Annotated in this window: 15 protein-coding genes, 1 pseudogene and 1 CRISPR repeat array; of the genes and pseudogenes, 11 read left to right on the top strand and 5 right to left on the bottom strand. The window is 70.5% G+C overall.

Annotation, left to right across the window (positions count from 1 at the left end; genetic code table 11):
- Positions 1-206: 206 nt before the first annotated feature.
- Positions 207-557, bottom strand: coding sequence for a transposase (locus ACZ607_RS33930; RefSeq protein ID WP_469741522.1), 351 nt, complete (start codon positions 555-557; stop codon positions 207-209).
- Positions 558-721: 164 nt separating this feature from the next.
- Entirely contained in the window at positions 722-1,837 is a 1,116-nt protein-coding gene (locus ACZ607_RS33935; RefSeq protein WP_469741524.1) for an IS701 family transposase, read from the bottom strand.
- A 608-nt stretch (positions 1,838-2,445) separates the two neighbouring features.
- On the opposite strand from ACZ607_RS33935, the gene ACZ607_RS33940 reads away from it, so the two are divergent.
- Positions 2,446-3,129, top strand: a complete 684-nt coding sequence (locus ACZ607_RS33940) for a TetR family transcriptional regulator (RefSeq protein WP_469741526.1) — start codon at positions 2,446-2,448, stop codon at positions 3,127-3,129.
- A 63-nt stretch (positions 3,130-3,192) separates the two neighbouring features.
- Here the strand turns inward: ACZ607_RS33940 and ACZ607_RS33945 are convergent, their stop codons facing one another.
- Positions 3,193-4,170: an NAD-dependent epimerase/dehydratase family protein gene (locus tag ACZ607_RS33945; RefSeq protein WP_469741528.1), complete on the bottom strand. Its 978-nt coding sequence runs from the start codon at positions 4,168-4,170 to the stop codon at positions 3,193-3,195.
- Positions 4,167-4,802 (bottom strand): ScbR family autoregulator-binding transcription factor, encoded by a 636-nt coding sequence (locus tag ACZ607_RS33950; RefSeq protein WP_469741532.1) that lies wholly within the window; start codon positions 4,800-4,802, stop codon positions 4,167-4,169. The genes ACZ607_RS33945 and ACZ607_RS33950 overlap by 4 nt, the downstream gene beginning before the upstream one ends.
- 123 nt (positions 4,803-4,925) lie before the next feature.
- Here ACZ607_RS33950 and ACZ607_RS33955 point away from each other — a divergent pair, with 123 nt between their 5' ends.
- The 3 genes from ACZ607_RS33955 (at position 4,926) to ACZ607_RS33965 (ending at position 7,285) form a co-directional block, all read left to right on the top strand.
- Positions 4,926-5,864: a ScbA/BarX family gamma-butyrolactone biosynthesis protein gene (locus ACZ607_RS33955; protein ID WP_469741534.1), complete on the top strand. Its 939-nt coding sequence runs from the start codon at positions 4,926-4,928 to the stop codon at positions 5,862-5,864.
- A gap of 399 nt (positions 5,865-6,263) precedes the next feature.
- On the top strand, positions 6,264-6,824 hold the full coding sequence (locus ACZ607_RS33960; RefSeq protein WP_469741536.1) for a helix-turn-helix domain-containing protein: 561 nt from the start codon (positions 6,264-6,266) through the stop codon (positions 6,822-6,824).
- A complete protein-coding gene (locus tag ACZ607_RS33965; protein WP_469741538.1) occupies positions 6,821-7,285 on the top strand; it encodes a helix-turn-helix domain-containing protein in 465 nt (154 codons plus the stop codon). The genes ACZ607_RS33960 and ACZ607_RS33965 overlap by 4 nt, the downstream gene beginning before the upstream one ends.
- A 296-nt stretch (positions 7,286-7,581) precedes the next feature.
- Positions 7,582-7,854: direct repeats of the CRISPR family, unit length 29 nt; unit sequence GGGACCATCCCCGCACGCGCGGGGAGCAC.
- A 161-nt stretch (positions 7,855-8,015) separates the two neighbouring features.
- On the opposite strand, the gene ACZ607_RS33970 is transcribed toward ACZ607_RS33965, so the two are convergent.
- A complete protein-coding gene (locus ACZ607_RS33970) occupies positions 8,016-9,356 on the bottom strand; it encodes a hypothetical protein (protein ID WP_469741540.1) in 1,341 nt (446 codons plus the stop codon).
- Between the two features lie 219 nt (positions 9,357-9,575).
- On the opposite strand from ACZ607_RS33970, the gene ACZ607_RS33975 reads away from it, so the two are divergent.
- The 7 genes and pseudogenes from ACZ607_RS33975 to ACZ607_RS34005 all read left to right on the top strand — a co-directional run bounded on the left by ACZ607_RS33975 (position 9,576) and on the right by ACZ607_RS34005 (position 15,895).
- The gene (locus ACZ607_RS33975) at positions 9,576-10,085 is read left to right on the top strand and encodes an ATP-binding protein (RefSeq protein WP_469741542.1); all 510 of its coding nucleotides are present in this window, start codon (positions 9,576-9,578) and stop codon (positions 10,083-10,085) included.
- Positions 10,082-10,534, top strand: a complete 453-nt coding sequence (locus ACZ607_RS33980) for a DUF6415 family natural product biosynthesis protein (protein ID WP_469741544.1) — start codon at positions 10,082-10,084, stop codon at positions 10,532-10,534. The genes ACZ607_RS33975 and ACZ607_RS33980 overlap by 4 nt, the downstream gene beginning before the upstream one ends.
- Positions 10,531-11,268 carry a hypothetical protein gene (locus tag ACZ607_RS33985; RefSeq protein ID WP_469741546.1) on the top strand — a complete coding sequence of 246 codons (738 nt, stop codon included), beginning with the start codon at positions 10,531-10,533 and terminating at the stop codon, positions 11,266-11,268. Before ACZ607_RS33980 ends, ACZ607_RS33985 begins: the two co-directional genes overlap by 4 nt.
- 190 nt (positions 11,269-11,458) lie before the next feature.
- Positions 11,459-11,641, top strand: coding sequence for an FxLD family lanthipeptide (locus ACZ607_RS33990; protein WP_469741548.1), 183 nt, complete (start codon positions 11,459-11,461; stop codon positions 11,639-11,641).
- 73 nt (positions 11,642-11,714) lie between these two features.
- A pseudogene (locus tag ACZ607_RS33995) lies at positions 11,715-13,739 on the top strand (lantibiotic dehydratase family protein); the annotation flags it as partial.
- A 195-nt stretch (positions 13,740-13,934) separates the two neighbouring features.
- Positions 13,935-14,735, top strand: a complete 801-nt coding sequence (locus ACZ607_RS34000) for a thiopeptide-type bacteriocin biosynthesis protein (protein ID WP_469741630.1) — start codon at positions 13,935-13,937, stop codon at positions 14,733-14,735.
- Positions 14,732-15,895, top strand: coding sequence for a lanthionine synthetase C family protein (locus ACZ607_RS34005; RefSeq protein ID WP_469741550.1), 1,164 nt, complete (start codon positions 14,732-14,734; stop codon positions 15,893-15,895). Before ACZ607_RS34000 ends, ACZ607_RS34005 begins: the two co-directional genes overlap by 4 nt.
- Positions 15,896-15,942: the final 47 nt, after the last annotated feature.

The following is a 15,942-nucleotide window of genomic DNA, read 5'->3' on the forward strand; positions in this document are numbered from 1 at the left end:
CACCTGTATGCGGCTGGGGCCCATGAGCGGGGTGACCTGCAGAGGGAGCCACTTGGCGGTGGGTTCGCCGAGCCCGGAGAGCACAGGCTGGGAAGGTCGCGCGGCGGGTTCACCACCAAGCCGCGCCTGGCGGTCGGGCAGATGGTGTGGATGCCGGCAACTGTGGTCACCGTTCGGATGTGCAGACCCGGGACAGCCGTCCGGGATCAGGCGCTCCTGGCCGACGCCAGTGCCGCAGCGTGCGGGCGGCCCGGCGCACCCGCTCTCGCCGAAAGCATCGAAGCGCGGATGGCGCGGAGTTGGAGATAGGAGTCCCCGAGGGCCTGCTTGAGTTCGGCGACTTCCCCCAGCAACTGCTTCTCCCGCTGACCGGCCTGGTCGAGACCGGTCTCCAGGCCGCCGCGGCCCGCTGTGACGAAGCGTCTCTTCCAGTTGTATATGGCCTGGTCCGTGACACCGGCGCTGCGGGCGGCTTCCGCCGCGGTGGTCTCGCCGGAGAGGACGGCCAGGACGATGGTGACCTTCTGCTCCGGGGGAAGGGCGGGCGGGCGCGGCATGAGCTGTCTCCTGGGGTGGCTGTCGGGTGTGTGTCGTTGCCGGGGATGGAAGTGGGCCGGGGAGCGGTGCGGGGCGTCGGCAGGGCCTCAGGCGGGCGCAGCGTCGACCGGAGCCGCAGGGTCACCACGCTTCCGTGCTGCCGAGATCCGGCAGGCGGAAGGGCTCAGGCGCCGAGGTCGTACTGGTTCCCCTCGCGCATGCGGTGCCAGGCGTAGGCGGCGGACACGATGGTCATGTGGTGGTGCCAGCCGGGGAACGACCGTCCCTCGAAGTCGGCCAGGCCGAGGCCTCGCTGCATCTCGCCGATGGCCCGTGCGGAGCGGTCCATGAGGGCGGTCAGGGCCAGGAGGTTGTCGGTACGTTCGTCGACCAGGCTGGTGAGCCACCAGCGGCGACGGGACCGGTCGCCGCCGCGGCCGGTGACGATCAGCCGGCAGACGTCGAAGGTGCCCCCTGTGTCGGGTGTTCGTCCCGGCGCCCATACGGGGGCGGTGGAGACGAAGTGCTCCGCGCCGATGGTGAGAGCGGTGCTGCGGTCGGGCCGGTCGGTGAGCGACCGCGCGTCCCGTTCGACTCCCTGAGCCGTGACGAGCCGTGTGTGGGGCGGCACCTGGACCATGAAGGGCTGCCGGCGGCGGAACATCGCGCGTACCAGGTGAAGGCTGTCCGTGTGCGGGGTGAGGTCGGCGACCACGGGCAGGTCCCTGATACCGGTGCGGTGGTCCTGTGAGGCGATGAGGGCTTCCGCCTGCTCCTCCAGGCTCCGTTCACAGAGCGGTTCCTGGATCCTCGCGCGCTGCCGCTCCTCGCCGGAGAGCCACGGCTCGGGCAGATGCAGATGCCAGTCGGTGGGCAGCGCGTCCTGCCCGGAGGCCAGGAAGAGCCCGAGACCGAGCTGGCAGCTGGCCGTGCGGCCGAGCTGCGGAACGAAGCGTGTGTGCACGCCGCAGCTGTGCAGTCCGCGCTTCGGTATGTAGGCGAGGTCGAGGACATGGGCTTCCGGCGCCATGCGGTCGGCGATCCAGGTGGCCAGCACATCTCGTACGGGCTGCCATTCCCACGGGCTGACGTTGATGAACTGGTGCATGGACTGGGAGGCGGTCGGCGAGGCCGCGAGCGCCGCCGCGATGCGGCGCAGCGACTTCTTACCCGGTGTGGCCAGCAGACCTTGCAGGTAGACACGTGCCCAGCGGCGCTGATCGGCACGTGGGAGCCCCGCGAACAGCTCGTCGGCGAAGGCCGCGGCCGATACGGGCCGGGCCGGGGCGTGTGTCGTCATGAGCCCTCTCTTCCCCCTGTGATGAGCCGACGACCGACTCGACCCGTGAAACAATAGCGAACGTCCTCTTTTTTTTGTTAGCCCTCGTTCCATCCCGGACCGACTTCGCCAAGTTCTCCCCTGTCCCCTGCCCTGACCAGCGGAAACACTTCAGGACCCTCATTGACCGACAAGCACTTCGAGACTCCTGGCCGCCAAGTTGGCGTTGTTCCGGAGCCTGCCGCCTCATCAGACTGTGCGCCCGGCACAGTGCACGGCCTCCGCCCCGGCCGCCCGAACCAGCCCACATCGACCGCCGACACCCTCGGGAAGCCACATGACTTACACACCGAAGCAAGCCGCAAGTGACGCCCGACCGCACCATGGCCTTCGGGGCGCAGGGCGCACCGAGGACAGAGCTTCCACAACCCGCCTGGGCCGCCTACTCGGTGGCGTTGCGTCATGACACAGAGAAACTTTTCGAAATTTTGGTACGCCCGGACGATGCGACTGGCGAAGTCGGCGTCGTACCTACATAATTCGCGTCGAGTACGCATATGCGCGACGCCGGATCTCGAGTCGCCGTTCCCCCCAAGCGTCCGTCGTCAAGAACTGATTTCGGAGCTCGCATGGTGAAGCAGGATCGAGCGTTGCGTACCCGCGCCGCTCTGGTAGCGGCTGCTGCCTCGGAGTTCGACCTCAACGGCTACGACGGGACGTCGCTCTCCGCGATCAGCAAGACCGCGGGCATCTCCATGGGTGCCCTGACCTTCCACTTCGCATCCAAGGCGGCGATAGCCGAGGCGGTGCAGGAGGAAGGGCGCGGACTCGCCCGAATCGTGCTGGACGAGACGACCGCCGTCCGCGGACCCGCCCTGGAGACCGTGGTCAACGTGACCGTGGGACTTATCCGCCTCTGCGAGGAGGACGTGGTGGTCAGGTCCGCGATGCGGTTGGCACGCGAACGGCCGGTGGAGAACATCTGGTCCGACATCTGGGTGCCCATCGTGCGCCTGCTACTCGAAGAGGCGCAGAACCAGGGCCAGTTGCAGGACGGGGCCCGGCCCTCCGACATCACCGCGCTGGCGGAGATCCTGACATCGGGAGCCGAGGCCTATCTGCGGTCTCGCTTCGGTTCGAAGTCAGAGGCGGACAGTGTGGCCGCACAGCTCAAGACGTCGTGGCAGCTCGTCCTCTCCGGCATCGCGGCGAAGGAACACGTTCCTGCCGCCTTGACAGTACCCGCGCCATCCTCGGCGGCGGACGGATCGGCTGCTCCTTCCCAGGAGGAGGGCGTCCCGGGACGGCGCTGAACGGGGGTGCGCCCCGAGGAGACAGCAGCCTTCCCGCCGGCGCCACGGACCGGGACCCGACGGTCAGGCATCTGCTCCTCGGGGCGCGCCCACCGTCTCGCGATAGAAATCCGCGGCTCGCGGCAGGCGAGCGAGAGCACCCGGCCCGGGCGAGCAATCTGCGGCTCGCCACACGGCGTCGCTGCGGTACCAGTGATCACGGGCGAGCAGCGCGAACTGTCGCTCACTGATGCGGCCCGGCGCCTCGTGCAGGCGTCGCAGGCACTCGTCCCAGTCGAGAGGGCCTGAGACCTCCGGGAGGACGCCGAGCGCGGCCAGCGCGGTGAGCAGGTCGCCGCTCGTGACCGGTGTGGGGTGGCCGGCGTGCAGGACCTGGGCCACCGGTGGAGCCGACTCCACCAGGGCGAGACCGACGACGAGCCGGGCCAGGTCGTGGACATCGATCACGGAGAGCCGGGCCCGGCCGCCGTCCCACAGTGCCGGCACCCGGGTCAGGATCTCGGCCAGCGCGGGCACGACCCAGCGGTCACCGGGTCCGAGGATGAGCGGGGCGCGGAGAACCGTGGCTCCGGCGCGCAGGGCGTGGTGCTCTCCCGCCAGCCTCGTCCTGCTCGCGGCGGAGACCGGGGCGGGCTCCACCTCGTCGATGTCGAGACCGTCGTGCGGGCCAGGCCCGTACACGGCCGCCGTGGAGAGATGGATGATGCGGCGCACCCCGGCACGGGAGGCCTCGGCCATCAGGGCCGCGGTCCCGGTGACGTTGACCGCGTGCGCCTCCTCCTCGTCCGAGCTGAGCGAACACGCCAGATGCAGCAGAACCTGGGCGCCGTCGCAGCAGCCCTCCAGCGTGGCGGGCGACGCCAGATCACCGGGCGTCCATTCGGCGTGCGCCGGAAGGCCGGAGAGCGGACGGCGCCCGATCAGACGCACGGTGGGGGCTTCGGCGGCCACCGGCCGGGGACCGCGCCCCAGCAGAAGGTCCGTCACGGCGGAGCCGACGAAGCCCGTGGCTCCCGTGACGACGACGCGCGGCGGCCTCACGCGGCGGCGGATCTCGGCGCCGGGCCGATCCGCAGGGATTTCCGGGTGTCCGCATCGGTCAAGGCCGGCAGGAAGTAGCGCCACAGGAGGGAGATCCGCTCAGGCAGGTCCTCGTGGTGGGTGGCGGCGTTGGAGAAGATCTGGGTACCGGTGTAAGCGCCGACCAGTACGGTGGCGAACTCGAGGGCGTCCACGTCGTCCCGGAGCTCGCCCCGTTCCTTGGCGGCCGCGAGCTGCCTGTGGAACTGCTGCACCCACTCCTGGTACGCGGTGTCGTCGCTGGCACCGAGCTCACCCTGTTCGACCGCGAGTCGCACACTGGCTCGGAACAGCACATTGCTGCTGAGTTCGTCGGCGATGTGGAAGGTGCTGTCGATGAGGCGCTGCAGTCCGTCGCGGCCGCCGGGCAGTTCGACGTACTCCTGCTGGCTGGCCATCACGGCGTGCGCGAGGCCTTCCTTCGACTTGAAGTGGAAGTACATGCTCCCCTGAGTGACGCCGGCACGGTGCATGATCTTGCTGATGCTGGCCCCGCTGTAGCCACACTCGTCGAAGACCTCCGCCGCCGCGCGGAGGATCATCGCGCGGGTCTTCGCGGCGCGTTCCTGCTTGGGCTCGGTCACCAAGTCCACACATCTCCTCGACAAACAAAACGAACACCCTTTATTTTACAGGCGGCCCCTAGCTCCGGAAAAGGGGCCGCCTGCTGCTGCACGCCGAGACGGTGGCGTGCGCATCACCAAGGGGGATCCGGTATGTCCAGCACCGCAACAGAAGTGATTTCGCCCAGATTCGTCCTGACAACCACCGTGCCCAGGGAGTTCGTCCACAGAGCTACGTTCGCCGAGGTACTCCTGACCGCGTGGCGGAAGACGGCGGAGGACTCCTTCACCGTCACCGCCCAGTGGCCCAGAAGCCACAGCTTCTACACCTCCGAGCACGATGTCTACGACCCGATGCTGCTGGCGGAGACCATCCGCCAGACCTTTCCACTGCTGCTCCACGCCGCGTACGACGTCCCATTCGGACACCAGCTGAGCTGGTCCGACTTCCAGCTCACGCTCAACCCGCAGGCCATGCGCATCGGGCGGGCCCCGGCCGACATCGAGCTGCGGGTGCGATGTCATGACATCAAGTACCAGCGCGGACTGCCGACCGCCCTCTCCATGCACCTCGAAGTCCTGCGTGACGGCGCCCCGGTCGCCGTGGCCACCACCCGGTTCGGCTGCCATTCCCCCAAGGTCTACAAGCGGCTGCGCCCCGGCCGGGACAACGTTGCCGAGGTCTTCGCCGGCGCGCCGAAGCCTCCCCCGCCCGCCGCATGCGACCGCGTGGGCCGCACCCGCGCCCAGGACGTCGTCCTCTCGCCGGCGTCCACTCCCGATCGCTGGCTGCTGCGCCTGGACACGGCCCACCCGGTCCTCTTCGACCACGCGGTCGACCACGCGCCCGGCATGCTCCTGCTGGAGGCGGTGCGCCAGGCGGCCACCGCGCTGGACCACGGTCCGGAGCCGCGCATCCTCACGGCGCTGGACATCACCTTCCACCGCTACGTGGAGTTCTCCTCGCCCTGCTGGATCGATGCCGAGGCGGTGCCGCCCATCTCCGGCGGAGCCCGCTCCCGTACGCGGGTGACCGGCAGCCAGGGAAACGAACGCGTATTCACCGCGAGCGGTGACATCACCCCTCTCTGAGTCCGCTGAGCATCACCCCGGGCCGGGCGAGCTCACCCTGCGCGCGCAGGATCCGCCCGGTCCGGCGGTGGCTCGACGGGCGCGGAGGCGTGCACGTGTCACGCGCCGCAGTCTTCGGGCCTGGATCTCCGTCACGGCGTGACGCGGGGAGCGCCCGCGCCGTCCCGTATGCCGCGCAGGTCCCTCACGGGCCACTCCGGGACGCGACCGCGCCCTGTGACGCCGAGATCCCTCGGCGTCCGCCCAAGGTGCGAACCGGCCCCGGGCCCACGCGGACGAGTCCGAGCACTCAGGTGCGTCCGGCGGCAGCCATCGAGCCACCCGCGGAGCGCCCATCCACCAGCCAGTCAACATGACCTCTTCGAGATGTTATGCAGTTGTCGAAAAGTAGGAGAAGCCGTGGCCCAGTCCGCGAGGCGCACGTATGAGTCGCCGGTCGAGGCGGTGCGGCTGTCTCCAGTACCGCCATCGCCGGACACCGTCAACGGCATCGAGACCGCGAGGCGACTCGTCAGATCGCTGGAGCAGATCGCCCGCAAGGGCGGCACCTTCAGCACCGGACCGGAAGCACGGGCGTACGGCTTCCTGGGAGGCAGGCACTTGAGCATGTCGCAGATCATCCAGGACAGCCTCTGGAGCTTCGAGCTGTCCACGACCGCACGCAACGTGCTGGACCACATGACCGTGCACCATGACGACCACGGCATCGTGACAGCGACGCAGAGCAAGCTGGCGGAGCACTTCGGCTGCTCGCAGTCGAAGATCAGCCGGGCGATGAGTCAGCTGACGGCACATCACTTCACCTGGAAGGAACGGCGCGGACAGTACCGGCTCAACCCCCTGTACTCCTACCGTTTCGGCAGCCGCAAGCACATCCGGCTGCTCGAGGAGATCGGCCCGGAGAAGCTGGCCGAGCACGCGATCGTCATCCCGCCCGCAAGAAGCGAGGGCCCCCGATGAGCACGCCTGGCTTCCACAACCCAGAGATCTTCGAAGTCCTCCCCAACGCACGGCTCTCCCGGACGGCCCGCGACGTGCTGGACATCCTGACGGCGCGCCAGGAGCCGGGCGGCACCGTGCACATCCGGCAGAAGGAGATCGCGGCCCGCCTGGGGATCACGCAGGCGGCGGTGTCGCGGGCCATGGGACAGCTCAAGGACCGCGGACTCATCGAAGGCCGGCAACGGCAGGGCACGGTGCTCATCCACCCGCTCCTGGCCGCCTACGAGTCCGCAGCCCACATGGTCAACCATCTGCGGAACCCCGCCACCTTCGTGTGGCCGCTCAACTTCGCCTCCGACCGCATCAGGTCCCCACGCCACAGCGACCCACGCAGCGACACCGACTTCGATCCCGACCCCGACGGCGGTGAGCCGGCCAACGCCCCCGGCGCACGGCCCACGCTGCATCTGGTGGGCTGAGCTGCCCGCCGCAGAGCTGGCGCCTCCTGGACGGGCGGTACGGCCGGGCATGAGGACGACCACTGCCGTGCGCGGATCGTGCTGCGGTCGACGCCGTGGGTTCAGGCGAAGGCGACGCCTCGTCATGCACCGACATCGCATCGGTGCATGACGAGGAACACCACGGCCCTCCCTGGGGGCCCACAAGGAACAGCGTGCTGAGATCAGGGCGAAAGGGTCGACGAGAACGCTGTGGCGGGTCCATCCCTGCGGGGCAGGGAGCACTGCGCGGTCGGCTCACAGGGGCCCATGCTCTGGGGGCCATCCCCGCGAGCGCGGGGAGCACGAGAAGCCCTACAAGGGCAAGATCCCGCCGTGGGGACCATCCCCGCACGCGCGGGGAGCACGCATTGAGGGCCTTCGCGATCTGGTTCACGTTGGGACCATCCCCGCACGCGCGGGGAGCACAGCAAGTCCGACAACCGGTGGATCACCATGAGGGGACCATCCCCGCACGCGCGGGGAGCACGGCGAGGGCACGGCCGCGGCTCCCCTTGCCGCGGGACCATCCCCGCACGCGCGGGGAGCACCCTCACTGAACTGCGGGTTTGTCATCGGTGATAGCCATTCCACACCACTTTCACCGAATCCGACAACACGCACCTTCCAGCCATGTGAATCCAAACCGCCCTTCGCGCGCTCCCTGGGCACTAAAGGTCCTGGCGGGTCATGAACCCGCCGCCCAGCGGTACTACGCCGCCTTGAGTGCCGCGACCTGCTGCGCCCGTTCCTCCAGTTCCTGGACTCCTGGGACACGACGGTAGGCGGGAAGCGCCTTCAGCATCGTCTTCAGGTGCTCGTCCCCGCGCGCGGACGAGATGGTCACGTGCTCGTCGAGGAAGGTCCCCCATGTCTGGCAGGCGGCTTCGATGTGGCGCATACGGAACTGCCGCTCGGCGATCACCCCGGTGCAGTGCAGGCGCCCCTGCCGCTCCAGCGGGGAGCGGGCAGCGTTCGAGCGGTGCAGGGACGCGATCGAGCCTTCCTGGTCGCCCAGGTGCCAGCGCACGTGCGCCTCGTGGAAGAAGTAGGCGGCCTGGTCGTATCCGCCGACGGCGTCACGCCGGTCGTCGGCGCGTGACAGTGCGCTCTCCGCCTCCTTGAGCCAGCCCATGGCGGTGTGGCGGGCGTCGGTCATCGCCGCGGCCGCGGCCTGCTGACCACGTAGGAAGGCCACGAGCCGCGGGCCGGCGGAAGGGGCCGCCTCGGCGGCGGCCTCGGCGAGTTCCAGGCCCTTCTTGCCATGACCCAGGTGCGTCGCCTGCAAGCTCATTCCGCGCAGGGTCCGGCAGTAGGTGAGGTGGTCCTCGGCGGCGCCGGCGAGCTCCAGGGCGCGGAGGTAGTACTTCTGGCCCAGCCCTTGCTGGTCCTCGTACATGGCCATCCACCCCGTGAGGTACACGAAGTCGGCGACAGCAGCCCGCATGTCGCGGGTGACCTTGTCCGTTCCGTCGGCCCGGAGGTAGGGCCCGGCCGTGTTGACGAGGAAGGCCGCGGCCATCGGGCGGGCGTGTCCGGCGCCGACCTGGTCCAGGATGTCGGCAACCTTGTCGGTCATGGTGCGGACGGTCTCCACGTCGGACCGGCCCACGTGCACCGTCCGCCCGGTCGACGCCGCCTCCAGCCGCCCGGTCAGGTCCTCGTAGCGCGGCACGGCCAGCACCGCGGCGTACATCCCTGTCTTGAGCACCCTCCGGCGTGAGGGGTCCATGTCTTCCCTGCTCAGGTCGATCACTCCTGCCACCAGGTCGCGCTTCGAGGACGGCTCCTCCTCGCCCGGCCAGCCGATCTCAGCGCACGTTACGGGCCGGCCGAGCAGCCGCGAGAGCGCCTCGGTCAGGGCAGGGCGCGCTTCGGGCTTCGGCACCGATCCGGCGAGCCAGTGCGACACGCTGGTCTTGTCGTAGTGAAGGCGGACGCCCAGTTCGCGGCCTGCGGCGTTCGCGCGGCGCGCGAGCTGCGCATTTCCGATTCCCCCCGACTGCATCAAGGCCGCAAGGGCCGTGTTCGGTGTTCGCGGGCGACGTGCCATCGATGACCCCCTGGTGCGTTCAACCAGTTCAACCGTGCCTTCACTCTCCTCCCTTACCCACCGGCGCGTCGGGGAGTTGAGTGATTACCGGCCGTTCGTGAACCTCTTCCGGGCGGCCCGACGGCCCGGTTCGTCCCGTCGCCCCCGTACGGGACGAACCGGGTGAACGGACGACGAGGCGTATGCGACGCCGCCTCACGACATGCGAAAGGACTGGGTATGACAGCCACCGCGACCGGCAGTGCGGCCACAGGCCCGCAGGGCCTCAGCAGCACATCCCCTGTGCGACAGCTCGGCGCCGGCGGCCGCGGCATGGAGCTCCGCATCCCCCGTTCCTCCCACCCGGGCCTCGCCGACGCCGACGAGATGTCCGAGGAGGACAGGCTCTGGCCCGGCCGCGTCCGCCGCCTCGGCCGGGAGCAGCTCCGCAGCTGGAGGATGGACAGCCTGTGCGAGCCCGTCGAGCTGTGCCTGAGCGAACTGGTCACCAACGCGATGCGGTACGGCCGAGGCCCTGTCGTGGGCGTACGGCTGTACGGGACCGCCTCGGACCTCTGCATCGAGGTGACCGACGGATCTCCCGACAGGCCTGTCCTCAGCGTTGCCGGCTCCGACGAGGAGAGCGGCCGCGGTCTGGTCCTGGTCGACGCCGTCGCGGAATCGTGGGGCGTCACCGAGGACGGCACATGCACCTGGTGCCGCCTGAGCGTGCCGGAGGAGCAGCCGTGATCGCTCCGTACGCCCTGCTGTCGTCTCGGACCCGTCCGACCCGGCAGACATCGGAAGAAGCGTGGTCCCCGCCCCTCGACCCCACGGAGCTGCGACGCGTCCTGCGGAGGATGCGGGTGTGGGAGCCGTTCGACGCGGATGCCCTGCTCGACGACGTCGGGACGGCGCTCGACGACGTACCACCGGCCGAGGAGCACCGACGGGAGCTCGCCGAGCACCTCCGCGGCCACCTCGCGCAGCTCGTCGACATCGCGATCAGCGGCGATTCCGGCCGCAAGGACACAGCCACGCTCACCCTCATCGGGAACGCCCGCGCCATTCGTTCCGAGGTCATGCCAATGGATGCGCGGAGAGCCGTCGTTCACCTCAGGCGTATGGCCTGGGCCGTCAACGAACTCCTCGAGCGGCTGCTGGCGACCGGGCAGCTCACGAACGTGAACGTGGCATGAGTACGCACCCCGAGCACCCCGCCGAGACGCGGACGAGAGAGACGAACCATCATGTGCGCCCCACCCTCCGCCCGGCCGTCGTCCCCTACATCACACAGCGCGCGGGAGAAGAGGCGGCGCCGGACAACCTGGTCCTGCTGCCGTCGAGCGGCAGTCGTGGCCGTAGGACCTACCGCCTGTTCTACGCGGACGAGGACGCCCGGCTCGACCGCGACCTCCGGCAGGTTCTGTGGGCCCGGGTCTCGTTCACACCGTACGACGAGCGCAGGCGCCCCACCGGCGAGCCGGAGTGGAAGCTCATGCACCCCTTCCGCCAGCGGATCACGATGGAGCGAATGCGCTGCCAGATCTGCACCGCCCCGGCGGCGACTCCCCTGGGGAGCGTCTTCCTCGCCGGGCCTGCGGACTACGGGAGCCACGAGGCGCCACTCCTCACCAACCAGCCCCCCGTGTGCGCACGGCATGTCACCACTGCCGCCGCCCTCTGCCCGCACCTCGGGGAGGACCCCGTCGTCTTCCTGGCCACGAGCGCGCCCGTGTACGGAGTCCTGGGCACGATGTACGGCCTGGTCGACGGCAGGGTCGAGGTCGTGGCGCAACCCAAGGAGCCCCTCCCCTACGGGCACCCGAACCTCCCTACGCTCCTTGCCTCACAGCTCGTCCGCCGCCTGGCCAGGTTCCGCGTCCTCACCGTGAGCGAGTTGCAGCGGGACCTGGCCGAGCTTCCCGGATAGACCGCTCGACCCTCGGCCACGGCCCCCGCCCTGAGGAAGCTCGAAGCCCCACCACCGACTCCGTACTCGCCCACGGTTTCGCCCCCGCGGCGCCGGCGGGCACGGGCACAACCCCTCGTTGCCGGCCGCATCACCCCCGGCACCGAGGTGCACAAGAGCATGTCCATCGATCCCACGAAGGAGCACCGCCATGACCGCTGTCATGCCCGAACCGACCGCCCTGCCGAAGACCCTCGCCGACCTCACCGAGGACCCTTTCGCACTGGACCTCGCCGTGACCACGGACCTCGGCGGCCTCGGCATGCCGGCCGCGTGCAACACCGGTGACGGCTGCGCCGCGTCCTGCGCCTCGTCCTGCGCAAGCGCGGTCTGACACACGCTTCCCCCGGGAGGGCCGGACTCCCCCGGCCCTCCCGGGGGTCTGCACGACGAAGGAGCAGTCGCGCATGAGCAACGCACCTCTGTACGCACACAAGGGCACGGCTCTCCTACGGGCCGCCGCCGCGCCGCGCGGTCAATTACCCGGCTGGTGGCCCGATCCGGCCGACAGGGACGGGTGTCTGACATGGCTGGACCACGTCTGGTCCCGCCACGACCTCACCGGACCGATCCGGCACGCGAACCCTCAACTCGCGCACAGCGTGGACGCCCTGCGCGGTGGGCGCACAGCCACCGGCAAGAAGCTGCGGCGGGCGGCGCTGTCGACGGCGCGCTACCTCCTGCGCGCCACCGGCCGGCCCACCCCCTTCGGCCTCTTCGCAGGCGTCGCCCCGGCCGCACTCGGGCCGAGGGCCGGAGTGCGCTGGGGAAGCCGCCACCGGACGGTCGCCCGCCTCGACACGCTGTGGCTCAGCAGCGTCATCGACCGTCTGGAGAACTCCCAGGAGCTGCTCGATCGCCTGGACGTGGTGCTGAACAGCCTTGCCGCCTGACGGGGCGGGCGGCTCCACGTCCCGCACGGCGGACCCCACGGTGCCAGCATCAAGCACACGAGTGCGGTACGAGCGCTCGAGACCTGCGCGTCCACGCCGACCCGGTTCAGCGCCGTACTCGAAGCCCTTGCCGAAGCCTTTCCCGGCACCGCGCCGGCGCGGATCCGCACCATGCTGACCGACCTCGTCCGCCGGGGCTTCCTCGTCACCAGCCTGCGAGCTCCGCTCACGGTGACCGACCCTCTCGGCCATCTCCTCGATCGTCTTCACGGGGTCGACGCCGACACGATCGGGACGGTGGCCCCGGTGCTGCACGGTCTTGAAGGGGTGGCGGCCGCTCTGCGCCATCACAACCGCACCCCCGGGGCGGGGCAGACACGGGTGCGGGAGGCGTTGGTCCGGGAGCTGCGCGCCATGTCGGATGCCGGCCGGGCCCCGCTCGCCGTCGATCTGCTGCTCGACTCGGCCGTGACGGTCCCGCTCGGCGTTGCGCGTGAGATGGAGGCCGCGGCGACGGCCCTGCTGCGTCTGACCCGCCGGCCCACCGGTCACGCGGTCTGGCACGACTTCCAGACCGCGTTCTGGGAGCGGTACGGCGCGGGCACGCTCGTCCCGTTGAGCGAGGTCCTGGATCCGGCGGCCGGACTCGGCTTCCCGGCCGAGTACCCAGGCAGCGTGATGTCCGTCCCCGCGACACAGACCTCCGAACGGGACCGACGGCTGCTCGCGCTCGCCTGGCAGGCCGTGGTCGACGGAAGCCGTGAGATCGTCCTCACCGACGACGTGCTCGACGCGGTCGCCGGGAACGGGCCGGCCACCGGCCCGCCGCACGTCGAGATGTGCGCCCGGATCCACGCCGAGGACAGCGCAGCCCTGGACCGGGGCGACTTCACCCTCACGGTCACGCCCGCGCGCTCCGCCGGCACGCTCACGTCCCGTTTCACGCCGGTCGCAGGCGGCTCCGGGCTGCAGGAGGTGTACCGCACCCTTCCCCCGGGCGTCGCCGACGCCCTGCCGGCTCAACTGTCCTTTCCGCCGCTGTACCCGCACACGGAGAACGTCTGTCGCATCCCCGCCTATCTGCCGCACGTCATCTCGCTGGGAGAGCACCGTGGGCCGGAGGAGGACGTGGCCACGATCCCTCTGGACGATCTCGCCGTCACCGCGACGCACAGCCGGCTGCATCTGGTGAGCGTCTCCCGCCGCCGGGTCATCGAGCCCCAGGTCTTCCACGCGATGGCGCTGGAGAAGCAACCGCCGCCCCTGGCCCGGTTCCTCGCCCACCTTCCGCGCGCCTTCACGGCTTCGTGGACCGGGTTCGACTGGGGGCCCGAAGCCTGCCGGCTCGCCTTCCTGCCGAGGGTCCGATACCGGCGTACCGTCCTGTCTCCGGCCCGGTGGCGCGTCACGAGCGCCGATCTGGCTGCCCCCGGGACGGGGGCCCTCGCCCGGTGGCGGGAGCGCTGGCGGTGCCCCGGGACAGTGGAGCTGCGGGACGACGACCGTACGCTGCGCCTGACCTTGAGCGAACCTCTGCACGCGGCCATCCTGCGGGCCCACCTCGACCGCCACGACGAGGCGATCCTGACCGAGACCGCCCCCGACGGCGCCTTCGGCTGGATCGGTGACCACGCCCACGAGATCGCCGTACCCCTTGTCGCGACCCGCGCACCAGGCCCGTCGGGCCTGTCCGGCCGACCGCTGCCCACGCTGCCGAACGGTTCGCTGGGCCACATGCCCGGCGCACCTGACGCCCCATGGCTGCACGCGAAGCTCCACACCCACCCCGAGCAGATGACCGAGATCATCACGGGGCATCTGCCCCGGCTCCTCGCTGCCCTGCCCGGCGACTGCGACTGCGACTGGTGGTTCCTGCGCTACCGGAGCCCGCACGAATCCCCTCACCTGCGACTGCGTCTCCGCGTCCCGGGCACCGGCCAGTACGCGACGTTGGCCGAAGCAGTAGGCCGATGGGCTGCTCGGCTCCGCAGCGAATCCCTTGCAGGCCGACTGGTCCTGGAGACATACAGCCCCGAGATCGGCCGATACGGGCAGGGCGAGGCGCTGGCAGCGGCGGAGGCGGTGTTCGCGGCCGATTCCCGCGCCGTCGCCCGCACCCTGCGCCACGTCCACGGCCCCCTTCTGCACCCGACGGCACTCGTCGCGGTGGGCATGGTGGACATCGCGCGCGGCTTCCTCGGCCGTGAGGCGGGGATGGAGTGGCTCGCCGCCCGGCCCACCGCTCCCGCCTCCGTGGAGCGCGCCGTTTCCGAGCAGGCCGTACGTCTCGCCCGACTCCGGACTCCTCTCGACCTGCCCGGCCGGAACGGCGAGGTCGCCGATACCTGGCAGGCCAGAACCGCGGCTCTGGCCCACTACCGCCGTCAGCTCCCCGACGACACGGACCTCGACGCGATCCTGGAGTCGCTGTTCCACATGCATCACAACCGGATGCTCGGCCTCGACCGGTCGGGGGAGAAGGGCTGCCGCCGAGTGGCACGGCAGGCTGCCCGCGCTTGGCAGGCCCGGCGATGACCGGAGCACCGCTGCGACGGGAACAGTCGCTCTACGCCGGCGCTCCCGGAATCGCTCTTCGCCACATCGCCGACGTACAGGCGGGCCGCGGGGGATGGGAGGCCGTCCACGCGTGGGTGACCGCCATGGTCCGGCACCCGGTGAACGCCGACCCGGACGCGTGCGGCCTCTTCGAGGGAGCGCCGGCCATCGCCTACGTCCTCCACCTCGCGGACCGGTCCTCGTACGCCCCCGCCCTCCTGACGCTCGACCATCACATCGCCGCCATGACGCGTCTGCGGCTGCGGGCCGCCCACGAACGAATGGACCGGAAAGAGCTGCCGCGCCTGCGCGAGTACGACCTCATCAGCGGCCTCACGGGGCTCGGCGTCCATCTCCTGACCCGTGGCGGCCACGACGCGCTGTTGCTCGCGGTCCTCGACTACCTCGTCGCGCTCACGGATCCGGTCCCGGCCGGTCATGACGTCCTGCCGGGCTGGTGGACCGGCGACGGGCCCGGCCTCCGACCGTCCCCCCGGTGGCCGGACGGACACGGCAACCTCGGCCTGGCGCACGGCATCTGCGGCCCGCTCGCCTTCCTGGCGATCACCTTGCGGCGGGGAATCACCGTTCCCGGGCAGGCCGGGGCCATCCGCTCGATCTGCACCACGCTCGATGAGTGGTGCCTCGGCACCCATGGGCGCCCCTGGTGGCCCGAGACGCTCTCCCTGGACGAATGGAAGGCCCGTACGCCCCACCGGCAGCAAGGTCCAGGGCGCCCCTCATGGTGCTACGGAACCCCAGGCATCGCCCGCGCCCGGCAGCTCGCCGCGCTGGCCCTCGGCGATGCCGCGCTGCGGCACCACGCCGAGGCTGCGCTCACCGCCTGCGTCACCGATGACCGACAACTCGCCCAGCTCACCGATGCCTCGCTCTGCCACGGCTGGGCCGGCCTCGTACGCACCGTTCAGCGAGCAGCCGCGGACGCGGGCCCCGGCAGCGCACTGGGCGCGTCCCTGCCCGGCCTTCACGCCCGGATGCGCGACTGCATCGAGCAGTCGGTGTCTCCTGCCCCGGGCCTGATGGAGGGCGCCGACGGCGTCCATCTCACGCAGCTCCACGCGGGCGTCAACACCACGCCGATACCCCGCTGGGACGCCTGCCTGCTCCTGGACGGCTGACCGGCGCCGACACCACCAGCACACCGACATCGCACCACTAGGCTCGT

Source organism: Streptomyces sp. NPDC104381 (assembly GCF_055583745.1).

Bases quoted from the DNA above. Each gene is read 5' to 3' on its own strand.
- ACZ607_RS34000 (WP_469741630.1), top strand. From the start codon at position 13,935: ATGCCCGGCGCACCTGACGCCCCATGGCTGCACGCGAAGCTCCACACC.
- ACZ607_RS33990 (WP_469741548.1), top strand. From the start codon at position 11,459: ATGACCGCTGTCATGCCCGAACCGACCGCCCTGCCGAAGACCCTCGCC.
- ACZ607_RS33975 (WP_469741542.1), top strand. From the start codon at position 9,576: ATGACAGCCACCGCGACCGGCAGTGCGGCCACAGGCCCGCAGGGCCTC.
- ACZ607_RS33970 (WP_469741540.1), bottom strand. From the start codon at position 9,356: ATGGCACGTCGCCCGCGAACACCGAACACGGCCCTTGCGGCCTTGATG.
- ACZ607_RS33985 (WP_469741546.1), top strand. From the start codon at position 10,531: ATGAGTACGCACCCCGAGCACCCCGCCGAGACGCGGACGAGAGAGACG.
- ACZ607_RS34005 (WP_469741550.1), top strand. From the start codon at position 14,732: ATGACCGGAGCACCGCTGCGACGGGAACAGTCGCTCTACGCCGGCGCT.
- ACZ607_RS33935 (WP_469741524.1), bottom strand. From the start codon at position 1,837: ATGACGACACACGCCCCGGCCCGGCCCGTATCGGCCGCGGCCTTCGCC.
- ACZ607_RS33930 (WP_469741522.1), bottom strand. From the start codon at position 557: ATGCCGCGCCCGCCCGCCCTTCCCCCGGAGCAGAAGGTCACCATCGTC.
- ACZ607_RS33955 (WP_469741534.1), top strand. From the start codon at position 4,926: ATGTCCAGCACCGCAACAGAAGTGATTTCGCCCAGATTCGTCCTGACA.
- ACZ607_RS33940 (WP_469741526.1), top strand. From the start codon at position 2,446: ATGGTGAAGCAGGATCGAGCGTTGCGTACCCGCGCCGCTCTGGTAGCG.
- ACZ607_RS33965 (WP_469741538.1), top strand. From the start codon at position 6,821: ATGAGCACGCCTGGCTTCCACAACCCAGAGATCTTCGAAGTCCTCCCC.